This window comes from Amazonocrinis nigriterrae CENA67 (genome assembly GCF_016056305.1).
In the GTDB taxonomy this organism is placed as follows: domain Bacteria; phylum Cyanobacteriota; class Cyanobacteriia; order Cyanobacteriales; family Nostocaceae; genus Amazonocrinis; species Amazonocrinis nigriterrae.
This window is the reverse complement of sequence record NZ_JAECZC010000086.1, coordinates 195110-207508: the sequence shown is the minus strand read 5'-3', so window position 1 is coordinate 207508 and position 12399 is coordinate 195110. Positions and strand designations below refer to the sequence as shown.

7 protein-coding genes and 1 pseudogene are annotated in these 12399 nt (G+C 37.2%); 7 read left to right on the top strand and 1 reads right to left on the bottom strand.

The genetic code is table 11. The features are described from left to right. Positions 1-26: 26 nt before the first annotated feature. A pseudogene (locus I8748_RS29380) lies at positions 27-317 on the bottom strand (glycosyltransferase family 2 protein); the annotation flags it as partial. A 1648-nt stretch (positions 318-1965) separates the two neighbouring features. On the opposite strand from I8748_RS29380, the gene I8748_RS29375 reads away from it, so the two are divergent. The 7 genes from I8748_RS29375 to I8748_RS29345 all read left to right on the top strand — a co-directional run bounded on the left by I8748_RS29375 (position 1966) and on the right by I8748_RS29345 (position 12198). Next, positions 1966-4173, top strand: coding sequence for a GumC family protein (locus I8748_RS29375; RefSeq protein ID WP_198128021.1), 2208 nt, complete (start codon positions 1966-1968; stop codon positions 4171-4173). A gap of 113 nt (positions 4174-4286) precedes the next feature. Then, entirely contained in the window at positions 4287-5609 is a 1323-nt protein-coding gene (locus tag I8748_RS29370; protein WP_198128020.1) for a flippase, read from the top strand. 326 nt (positions 5610-5935) lie between these two features. Beyond that, on the top strand, positions 5936-7201 hold the full coding sequence (locus I8748_RS29365) for an O-antigen ligase family protein (RefSeq protein ID WP_198128019.1): 1266 nt from the start codon (positions 5936-5938) through the stop codon (positions 7199-7201). A 284-nt stretch (positions 7202-7485) separates the two neighbouring features. Continuing rightward, positions 7486-8253, top strand: a complete 768-nt coding sequence (locus tag I8748_RS29360) for a WecB/TagA/CpsF family glycosyltransferase (protein ID WP_198128059.1) — start codon at positions 7486-7488, stop codon at positions 8251-8253. 30 nt (positions 8254-8283) lie between these two features. Continuing rightward, positions 8284-9159 carry a glycosyltransferase family 2 protein gene (locus tag I8748_RS29355; protein ID WP_198128018.1) on the top strand — a complete coding sequence of 292 codons (876 nt, stop codon included), beginning with the start codon at positions 8284-8286 and terminating at the stop codon, positions 9157-9159. 96 nt (positions 9160-9255) lie between these two features. Beyond that, positions 9256-10440, top strand: a complete 1185-nt coding sequence (locus tag I8748_RS29350; protein WP_198128017.1) for a glycosyltransferase — start codon at positions 9256-9258, stop codon at positions 10438-10440. Positions 10441-10770: 330 nt separating this feature from the next. Continuing rightward, positions 10771-12198 carry a sugar transferase gene (locus I8748_RS29345; RefSeq protein WP_198128016.1) on the top strand — a complete coding sequence of 476 codons (1428 nt, stop codon included), beginning with the start codon at positions 10771-10773 and terminating at the stop codon, positions 12196-12198. The last annotated feature ends 201 nt before the right edge of the window (positions 12199-12399 follow it).

The window sequence follows — 12399 nt, the reverse complement described above, 5'->3', positions numbered from 1 at the left end:
ATACGTAATTTTAAATTAGGATCATATTTTACTTGTTCAAAAACCCAATATAAACCACTGGAAACTCGTTTATTACAGCCTAAATTAACTTCAGAGTAGTTAGTCAAGATTTCGCAATTCCAGTCAACTCGCTGAATAATTGCACGAGTAGCTTCACACTTTTCTGCTTCGCCAGGAAGCTCAGTTCGTGGCCCATCTGCTATAACCAAAATTTTTGGTGGTTTCGCTTGGCGAATTGTTTCAAATACCTTTTCTGTAGTGTTTGGGCGTTTGAAGATGATAAAAACTACTGGCGTTCTTAATTGATGATTACTCATGTGTTTTGAAATTTACTAGAAACAGCAAAAGGTTAAGGGAATATTTCTCGGTTATCTCAAGTTACAATCGACAGTGATCATTGGCAATTTCATAATTACTTTATTTTTTTAATAAAAGATAGGATTGAACTTAACGTTTGCGTCATAGAATTGGATTAAGATAAATTTTTCATAAATTTACTGTAAATATAAACTGAATCTAGTCAACCAGAATCATTCGTGATAAGTATATGTACAAATAATAAGAGTAATTTTTATAACTAAACTTAGGGTACAACAATATGGATGCGATCGCGCTTAGGAGTTGATCGAAAACTGCCAAAATAAGCATAAACTTCAACGAGAAATGGTAGTCAGTACATTGCTGCGTGGATACAAGCATAAGGAAATAATACCAATACTGGATGTTTCATCTGGAAACATGCTAGTTTTTCTTGCACAGACGCCAAGAATTAAGCATGATAAGTAATACACGAGTATACTTACCAACTAATGACTTTAGAAAAATAGCAAACTCTTCAATAAAGTATTCAGACCCTGACTAGAATACTATTATGAACATACGCCACCTGATTTGAGATGCAAGAGTTGCTTGTAGCCAGACATCTCATCAACTTTGTATACCGCTAATGTAAATTTCTAGGTTTTGGAACTGCGTGAACGCTTGATGTACAACTCTTGAAGTCTGGGTTGCAGCTTGTAAAAGCTGATTCATGATTGTTACTATTAGATTTGTGTGCTTCTCGGTATTATCCCTTAATTTTTTTTAAAAATCAAATCTGGTTTTTATAGATTTGATGTTCGTTTCTAGAATAGCAGTGATCAAGTAACATGGCCTAGTGAGGCTTTAATCTTAGTCTAGATTAGACTGAAGTAACCCGTATATTATCTACTAATAAAGCTTATAAGCTTGATGAAGCGCAAAAATTTTCGCTGTATTTAATCTATATTATTGATTGTCTAAGACAACAATCATTAATCTTTCAGAGGCATCACAGTCAATCTCCAAGCTTAAGAGTAACCACTAATACACATTGTTTGTCGACATTTTTGTCAACAGTAGTATTGACTACATTTACTTATATCTGGTATGTTTATTCAAGTTGTATTTATAAATGCAAAAATAATAACGCTCTAAATTAAATGTATCATGTTTGATTTAGGAGTTAGGCTTCGATGGTCTTGATGATCTCAGTCTCTCCTGCCTGACCTTATGGTTGTTTGTAGTGTATCTGCCAGTGAATAAGGTTAATATATAGGATACTTGTCTCTAAAAATACATGGTCTACATGCTAGTACCTGTACAAGTTAGGTAGTTGAATATCACCTAGAGTACTACTTGTTTTACAGCCTGTGGCATTTGTTTTATGGTTAATTGTAGTGATTGAGTGAGTCTGCCTCTTCGGTACATTAAATTCAAAACTTGGGAGCTACCTGCCTGTTCTATGGTCATGGATATGACATATGAAGCATATAGTTCTGATTGTTGATACTTTTTCTCAGTTCGTATTAAATTTGGATAATTACTTGCCCACATTACTCACATCCAGATCAGGCTGCATCAATTTTGTTTGCAGCAGCTGAATTTCTGGAGTCCTCTAAAAAAGTAAGCTGACCATCAATAAAAGCAATAATCTCTGCAATAACTATGGAATCTAAACAAAATTTGGAAGAGGTAGATTTTCAGGCATATCTACTTGTTGTACAACGACGCTGGCTGGCAGCGGTAAGTGTTTTTGGAGTTGTTGTTGCGCTAGCATCGTTGCAAGCATTCTCTATGAAACCTTCATACGAGGCACAAGGAAGTTTGTTGGTGAAGACGAACCGTAGCACATCACTAACTGGTCTAGGCGAAGCCATAGGAAGAGTAGAGCCTTTAGTTAATACAAACAATCCTCTAGAAACTCAAGCGAAAATAGTTGAATCTGTTCCAGTGATTCAGGAAACTATCAGAACACTTAATTTAAAAGATGATCAAGGTCAATTACTGACAATCCCAGATTTTACTGACAGACTTAAGACAAAGAATTATAAAGGAACTGAAGTATTAGATATTTACTATAAAGATGAAGATCCATATTTAGCTGCCAAAGTTGTCAACCAGCTAATGGAAGTTTATATCAAAAACAACATAGAGGCAAATCGGGCTGAAGCAGTCTCTGCTCGTAAGTTTATCATGAAAGAGCTTCCTGCTACTGAGCTATCTGTAAGAGCGGCTGAGTCAACTCTTCGTAGATTTAAAGAGGAAAACAAAATAATCAATTTAGAATCAGAAGCAGGTTTAGCAGTTCAAACAATTTCTAATTTAGAACAGCAACTTGCTCAAGCTCAAGCTCAATACGCTAATGTTACTGCTAAGTCACAAAAATTGCAAAATCAGGGTAGTATTAACTCATCCCAATCTGTGACTTTTGCTTCCTTGAGCCAAATACCTGGAATTCAGCAAGTGCTTACTCAGCTTCAAGAAGCACAAAACCAATTGGCGGTTGAGCAAACTCGTTTGCAACCTGGTCATCCCACCATAATTAACTTGCAAGAAAAAATCGCTGCCCTCAACAGCTTGCTCGAAGATCGTATCAAGCAAGCTGTGGGTAGCAACCAGCAAATTCCTCTGGAAAATGTACAGAATTTACAAAACTTGCAGATTGGTGAACTGCGCCAAAACTTGATACAAGATTTTGCTACCACCGAAGCAGAACGGGTCGGTTTATCGCAACAAATTGCGACACTATCGAGTAAGTTGTCTGCTTATAAACAAAGAGTAAATGTTTTACCCCGACTAGAACAGATAGAGCGGCAACTGGAACGCAAGTTGAAAGCGTCTCAAACAACTTATGAGGCACTTTTGACGAGGCTGCAAGAAGTCCAAGTAGCAGAAAACCAAAATATTGGTAATGCTCGTATTATCTCTCCTGCTTTAGTACCAGATGAACCCACTGGGCCTCGTAAAGCCTTAATTATTGCAGGTGGAGGAGTTCTTGGTATACTACTTGGTATCATGGCTGCCTTTACGTTGGATTTAATTGATCGCTCGTTGAAGACAGTAAAAGAAGCAAGGGAATTGTTCCAATATACTTTGCTAGGTGTGATACCTTTAGTCGGTGGTAATGGTAAAAAAAGTTATTATCTGCCAGGGGCAGATCAGCAAATTCCTAGAGTCATCGGCAGAGATATTCCTCATTTCCCTGTTGGTGATGCATATCAAATACTACAAGCTAACTTGAAGTTCTTGAGTTCGGACAAAAAGCTAAAAGCGATCGTAGTTAGTAGTTGCGTGTCTAAAGAAGGCAAGTCTGAGGTGGCTGCAAATTTAGCCGTAGCAATGGCTCAGTTGGGACATCGGGTATTGCTAGTTGATGCCGATATGCGCCGTCCAGTGCAGCATCATATCTGGGGAATGACAAACGCAGTCGGGCTATCAAATGTGATAGTTGACCAATCTCCGATGCGTATAGCTATACAGGAAGTAATGCCTTATCTTTACGTTCTTCCTTCCGGAGTTGTACCACCTAACTCAGTAGCATTGTTAGATTCTCAAAGGATGGCTACATTAGTCACTTCCTTTACAGAAGAATACGACTTTGTAATTTTCGATACTCCTCCCCTATCGGGAATGGCAGATGCTGCTGTTTTAAGCAAGTTAGCTGACGGCATCATGTTGGTAGTTCGTCCTGGAGTGATCAACTATGCGAGTGCCAATGCAGCTAAAGAGTTTCTCAAACAGTCAGGTCAACAAGTCTTGGGCATGGTCATTAACGGTGTGAATATTAAAAGTGAGCCTGACAGCTACTTCTACTATTCTAGAGACTCTGCTGAATCTGGCTATGTGTCGCAAAAGTCTGCCGTTACTAAGTGAAATGATTTAAGGGTTACAGACAATAGCGGTGTCTAATGAACAGGCTCCGCTAAATAACTCCGTACTTTAAGCAACAGCCTCTAGAGCAAGAAAACCACAACACTTAAAATTTAATGCTAGATAAATTCAAAATTCCGAAGCTGTCATTTATCAAATCGCGCTCTGGGCTGCGTGAGATTATCACAAATACAGGCTGGCTATTTTTTGACCGCATTCTTCGTATGGGTGCAGGTTTAATAGTGGGTGTTTGGATTGCCCGCTATCTGGGAGTGCAACAGTATGGTCTTTTTAACTACGCTAGCGCCTTTGTAGGATTGTTTGGTCCAGTTGCCGGTTTGGGATTAGACGGTTTGGTAATCCGCCGTCTGGTTCATGATTCATCAGCCAAGGAAGAAATTTTAGGAACAACTTTTTGGCTAAAATTGGTAGGTCCAATTTTAGCTCTACTTCTAGCATTTGGTGGTATTTTTTTATCAAAAAATGATGATTCTCTAACAGTATGGTTAGTGTTCATATTAGCAGCACCAGGAATTTTTCTAGCTTTTGATACAATTGATCTTTGGTTTCAATCGCAAGTAAAGTCTAAGTACACTGTGATTGCCAAGAACATGGCATTTTTAGCGATTACCATAGTCAAGATTATTTTGATTAATATCAAAGCACCATTGCTAGCTTTTGCTTGTGCAACATCAGCTGAAGTTGTTGTAGGTGCAGCAGGTTTAGTGATCGCCTACAAATTTAATAAATTTTCGGTTAGATCGTGGCGTTGGAGTCTTTCTGTTGCTAAGTCTCTAATAAGTGAAAGTTGGCCTCTAATTTTTTCTGGTTTTGCTATTGCAATTTACATGAAAATTGACCAGATAATGTTAGGTGAAATGGTTGGCAAAGAAGCAGTAGGAATTTATGCTGCGGCCGCCCGTATTTCTGAAGTTTGGTATTTTCTCCCTACGATAATTGTTTCTTCGTCAGCTCCAGCAATTTATGCAGCTAAAAAAGAAGCTGACGAAACTCTCTACTATGGACGACTCAAAAAATTGCTTCGTTTTCTAGTACTTGTTTCTGTTACAATTGCTTTTCCAATGACATTTTTATCAGGAACAATCATTAACCTACTGTTTGGTAATAGCTATGCAGAAGCAGGAACTGTCTTAGCAATTCATATTTGGGCTTCATTGTTTGTATTTATAGGAGTAGCAGTGTCACCCTGGTTTGTAGCAGAAGGCTTGACACATCTTGCTATGTATAGAGCTATTCTTGGGGGAATTACCAATGTTGTGTTAAATCTATTTTTGATTCCTAGTTACTCAGGAGCAGGTGCTGCGATCGCTACAGTAATTTCTTATGCAGTTGGTTCTTTTTTAGCTAATGGTACTCATCCAAAAACTAGGAAAATCTTTATGCTTCAACTTAAATCATTTCTATTTTTTAATTCATAGATGAGATTAAATGTCTTATGAGTGCGAGAATGTACCGTTTTTTATTGAATACTTAGCTCCAGGTATTGCCTGGGTACTGGACAATATAAATAATCTATACACAAATCAGGGAAATGAAAAACTCTATAAAGGAAGATGATTTCAGAATACTGTTTAGCTTGGATAATATTGTTTTATACGACAATAGCCTAACAAAGTTGTGATGAAAGTAATGGCTGAAAGTCACTTGAGTAACTTGATAGCACTCCATTAAAGGAAAATGTCAATTACATTAATTTTATTAACATAAACTTTGACTATAGTATAAAATTTAAAAATTATTGCTCATGCCTCTATTAAGAAAGTTAGAAGTAGTCACTGTAATTATTCTATTAGCTTCTATTGAACAAATTACGTTTTTTACGCCTATTGTACTAAATATTATTAGTACAATTTTTTATGTATTTTTATTTATTATAATTTTCAGGCGAGGGAAAAAGTACTTTTATGTCGCTACACAAGATATATCTTTATTAGTTTTAGTTGGCTTAGCCATTGGTTCATATTTTTGGTCTGCAGATATGCCAAATACTGCATATCAGATTAGGTTTTTGCTACGTACTTCTCTTTTAGGAGTGTATTTAGCTATGCAGTATACTCCCCGTGAGCAAATGAGCTTGCTTTCTTGGGCAACTGGGATACGGGTAATCCTGAGTTATGTGACATGTTTTTTATTACCTTCTTATTGCATTGGAACGGATAGTGCAGGAAATGCATTATGGACAGGTATTGCTGGCCATAAGCAAAATTTGGGTCGTCAAATTGCTTTTACTGCCTCACTTTTTTTGAGTAGTTATTTTGCCAAAGTAAATAATAAATTAGCTAACATAATATTTTTAATTCTTTCTTTATATCTTTTAATAGCTTCTAGAAGTAAAACAGGGCTAGTAGTTTTTACTTTTTCTTTATTTCTTCTAGGTTTGAATAAATTCTTTCAGCAGAAAGAACAAAAATACAAGCCATTTATTTTCTTTATCTTAGTGGTAATTTTTTCAATAGTTACAACTTATGTTGCTATTAATTATGAATTTATAGTAGTTGATTTATTAGGAAAAGATGTTGAATTGAACGGTCGTCTTCCTTTATGGGAGGCATCAATTACAAAAGGTTTGGAGCAACCTTGGTTAGGCTATGGATATCTCGGTTTTTGGACTTCTGATGTCTCTGATTATGTATACGATAATAGCTGGTCAGCTAGTAAAGACGAAGAAACAAGAAGGGCAGGTGCTTTTCATGCTCATAATGGCTTGATAGAACTATTTTTAGAATTGGGATGTGTAGGTGTTGTAATATTTATTATTAATTACTTCTTTTTGATAATCAGAATTATAAATTTACTTCCCTACTTTCAAAACAAAGAACATTTTTGGATGTTACAATTTTTGGGAATTTTCTTTGTTGCTAATATAAGCGAAGGTAATATAATTCTATCAGGAGGAAATTTACTTTGGTTAGTATATGTATCAACAGCACTCTCATCTGCTCTTGATAATAAGCAAATGAAAAGTGAACTCTACTTAAAAGCATCGCCAGAAGCTTTAAATAGTAAGTGAAAATATTTCTGCCTTTAATTTGCAAAGCACTGAGAGTATGTTTGTAAATCATAAAACCTATTTAGCTAAACTTCTAGGATGATGTTTGAAAATTCGTTTTGAATAATCAAATTCTGGCTTTAAGTGAGTAGAGAATTGGGAATAGCCTAAAACGAAAAATATGGTATTGCAGCTTCCTTCGGTGGTGACTGTAGTTTTATTTTGAACCTCATCAAAATTATTGATACTTCTCAAACATCCTGTAAGCATTAACCGAATCATTGGAACTTGCACAAATGTTTCAAATGCAAAAATTGCGATACAAATTCCTTGGAATTCAAGTAGATGCATTTTCTATCTCCGAACTTAACTCGTTGATTGCAGAATCTATTGAGCGAAATCAAAAATGGATAATTGCCAATCACAACTTACATAGCCTTTATATTTTCCATCACGACACTAAAATGCGTGCTTTCTATACAAAGGCAGACTATTCACATATTGATGGTATGCCATTGGTATTGATTGGTAAGTTGCTAGGTTTTCCACTAAAGCGAGAGCAACGAGTGACTTATGCTGATTGGGTATGGCCTTTGATGGCGGAAGCAGCCGAGAAAGGCTGGCGTGTCTTTTATCTAGGATCTAAGCCAGGAGTTGCAGAACGAGGAGCTAGGATTTTACAAGAAAAGTTTGCAGGTCTACAAATTGCTACCACTGACGGCTACATCGACATACGTCAGGAAAGCCCGGAAAACCTTGCTACTTTGGCAGCAATTAAAGCCTATCAACCCCATGTACTGATGGTCGGTATGGGTATGCCACGTCAAGAATACTGGATATTGGACAACCTAGAAAATATACATACAAATGCTATTTTGACTAGTGGAGCCTGCATGGATTATGTGGCCGGAGCAGTTCCAACTCCACCTCGCTGGATGGGAAAGTTAGGTTTAGAGTGGTTTTATCGCTTGTGGAGTGAGCCAAAAAGACTTTGGAAACGCTACTTACTAGAACCCTGGTTTGTAGCAAGGTTATTCTTGAGAGAAATTTTTAAGAACCAACACCATAAATAAAGTAAGTAAAATTATTAATTAACAGAGGTAATGGATTACATTCAGAGTATCAAACTGGCAATTTTAATGACTTGTCACAATCGCCGTGACACAACACTACGTTGTCTCAAAGCGCTTTATCAGCAAGATATTAACTTTGATGTTTACTTAGTTGATGATGGTAGTTCTGATGGTACTTATGATGCAGTAAGTACAGCTTATCCAGAGGTAAAGATATTGCAAGGAAATGGTAATCTTTTTTGGGTAGGAGGAATGAGATTAGCGTTTTCTGAAGCTATAAAAAGAGGCTATGACTATTATTTATGGCTAAATGATGATATTGTCTTGGAATCTACTGCATTGCACAGATTGCTAAATTCACATTACCAACTTAAGCAGCAACTTCAGCCTGATTCAATTATCGTCGGTTCTACTAAAGATACATTTACCCATCAGACAACTTATGGAGGGCAAAAACAACAAAAACGATGGTACTCTCGTAAATTTGTGACTGTAGAAGCTGGAACAGAACTCCAAGAATGTGAAACGATGAATGGCAACTGTGTGTTGATTCCGAACTCAGTTGTTGTTAAGGTTGGTAATTTAGATCCTGCCTTTATCCATATTATGGGGGATCTTGACTATGGACTAAGAGCGCGTAAGCAGGGATGTTCAATTTGGATAGCACCCGGATTTATTGCTACCTGTTCTAGAAATTCTGTACGTGGAAGCTGGGCAGATACTAAGCTCTCTTTACTTCAGCGTTTGCGAAAAGTTACTCAACCTAAAGCTTTTCCTCTAAAATCATGGACAGTTTTTACTCGCAGACATGCAGGTTTTTTCTGGTGGCTTTATTGGCTTCAGCCATACATACGTGCCATTATCGGTTATCAAGATTTGAGTGCATCTGCATTTAAAGAGGGTTAACTTGAGAGTGATTTTTTTGATTACAAATATTCCAGAGAACATATCTTTAAGGTATCGTCTTAAAAACTTTGCAAGCTTTATCTTCATAGGTGAATAATGAAGTATAGAATTGCCTATCTTTCGGGTGCACCAAGGGTTTCCACACATCCCGAAGCAGAAAGAACTGGCCCGCGCTCCCATGTATTGGGAGTGATCAATGCCTTTCAAAAACTAGGTTGTGAAGTCAAGCCTTATATTGTTGGCGATCGCATTCCAAAAAGTTTTGTTGGAAAAGGTTCGGAACAGGCAATCAACAGTAACTTTTTTCGGACTCTCGCTGTAGATGTGATTCGTATATTGGGAGGATTCATAAATGCACAAAAGGCATATCAAGAGTTAGGTGGACAAGTAGACTGGGTATACGAACGATTTGGTGCTTTTCAAGCTATGGGAATGCCATTCAAACGACATAACATTCCTTGGATACTTGAAACCAATGCTCTTGTTTACGAAGAAGCAAAATTTGAACGGAAAAGCTTGGTACTTTATGATTTAGCGCGTCGTACAGAGATTAAAGCTTATCAGGAGTGTGATGTACTAGTCTGTGTCAGTGAGGTTCTTAAGGAAAGACTTGTAAAGGAAGCGGGGATATCCGACGAAAAAATACTGGTTGTACCTAATGGTGTAGATACTGACTTAATTAACCCAGAAAAATATCCTCCAAAGTATCTGTTTGACGGTTTTACTATCGGTTTTGTTGGTACTTTAGATGCTTGGCAGGGATTAGACCTGCTAATTAACGCATTAGATTATCTGAAGAAAGAAACAGGAATAGTAGTTAATCTAGTTGTCATAGGAGATGGCCCTATGCAAGAGAAATGGGAAAATTTAACTCATCAACTAGGGCTAACATCTCAAGTACGTTTTGTAGGTCGCCTTCCACATATAGAAGTGTTACCTATAGTAGCTGGATGTGATATTGGATATTTAGGACATCTAGATTTACAAGGAAGAAAAGTATATAGATCGCCTTTGAAGCTATATGAATATATGGGTATGGGTAAGCCTGTGCTGACACCTATTTTGGACGATACTCAAACATTAGTTTATGAGGGACAAACAGGTTTTTTCTTTAAAGAAAATAACTTAGAAGAAATTAAGCAATCTATCATGCAAGCCTATAAATCTCGTGACCAGTTAGCTGAGATGGGGCGAAAAGCACGAGAGGTAATTGTGGCTAATCACACTTGGACTGCGCGAGTACAAACCATGGTTAAAGGTATTGAGAACAAGTTCAAGTAAATTATGAAATAGAAATAGTAGTAGCGCCTGAAGGGTGCTTCGTTTTTCTTTCAATAGATTTCTCTTATTAGATTAAGTCAAGTCCGTTAATAGTGGCTAAAAAATCAAACAAATTTTAGTCACTATTGACGGCTTTTGCTTAATTGGCTCTTAGTCAAGGGTTGAAATTACTGTCAAAAGGTAAGGTGTAGTGTATGAAAATTTTATTTGATGTTAATAATGGCAAAATCGAAAACAATTAGCTTCGTTGTCTTAATCAAGAAGAACGAATGAATTTTCTACCAAATCTTGGAGTACAGCTAAATACCAAAATAGTGGAGTTTAAAAAACATGACATCTAGATATGTACCATTAGTAGATTTTAAGCCAGATTTAAGATCAGCTAAAGCCGCAAGGATACAAAGAGGACTAGCTATAAGAGTCCTCCGAGTAATAACACTGTTATTGCTAGATACCCTATCTTTAACGTTGGCATGGAAGTTGGCAGTATTTTATGGAACTCCAATAGATTCTCCTTGGACAGAAAAATCTTCTTTCCTATTGCTAATTCTCGTAGTCGAACTTGGCATGATAGCATCGAAGGGACTATACAATGCTGGCATTCATCGGCGTAACTATGGTCTGCTTGTTAAAGCTGTTACCCTTTCAGAATTTTTCCTATTGTTGATTGCATTTCTTTATGAACCTCAACGCTATATATCCCGCTCAACGTTTCTCTTGTTTTGGTTGTTTTCTGTAGCATTGATTTGTGCAAATCGGTTAGTCTTTGATTTTGCTACTAAAGTACTTCGGAAAGTAGGAGTAATTCGTTATCCTGTTTTTCTGATCACAGATGTAGAAGATCAAGAAAGTAGCGTTAAGTTAATAGAAAAAGAGAATTGCTACAATATTTTTGGAGTAGCTGAAGCCAGCTCTCTAGACAGAGATAATCGAGAAGCAACTCTAGAGTTTCTTCACAATCGAGGTATTGTGGAAGCTTTTGTTTCTTGGAATGCAATCAAGAACCGTCTATATGTTTCCTGGCATTTCCTAAATGCTGGTATTACCCTCCGGATTTTGCCAACTGAGAGAGAAGTGCTGCCGCCTAAGTCTATATTGTGGATGATTGGTGAAGTACCATGTCTGACAATCCCGGCACCGATTATTGCAGGTGGTGATTTTTGGCTAAAGCGGTGCTTCGACCTCTTCTGTGCAATTATTTTGCTATTTCTTCTGTCGCCTTTATACCTATTAATTGCCCTGCTGATTAAGCTAGATTCTCCTGGCCCAGTCTTTTTCAAGCAAAATCGTATTGGTCTGCATTGTAAGCAGTTCAAGATATGGAAATTCCGAACAATGGTTACAAATGCAGAAAAATTGCAAGCATCCCTAGAAGCAAAAAATGAGATTAAAGATGGTGTTCTCTTTAAACTCAAAGATGACCCTCGCGTCACAAGAATTGGCAAATTCCTGCGCCTTTATAGTCTAGATGAATTGCCACAACTGTTTAATGTGCTACTTGGAGAGATGAGTTTAGTTGGTCCTCGTCCTCTACCTGTCCGAGATGTAGAGAGGTTCAAAACGACCCACTTCATTCGCCAAGAAGTTTTACCTGGTATCACCGGACTATGGCAGGTTTCTGGTCGCTCTGATATTGATAACTTTGAGGATGGAGTGAAATTAGATATTGCATACATTGAAAATTGGTCGCTTTGGTTAGATCTGAAAATTCTGCTGAAAACTATTAAGGTTATCTTGCAAAAGACAGGTGCTTACTAATAAGGACTTCCAAAGTACGATTTGTTGATGATTAAATGCCTTATTGAGTAAACAGAGCCTACCTCAAAAATTGCCTTAGTCTCTAGCAGGGATACAGACTAAAAATAATGACTTCTATCTAACAACTGGGGAGTCAGGGCTACTGTCACCAGCCCTGACTCCCCTTTTTTTGGAAGGTTTGGGTTTAAACGCACATTAATC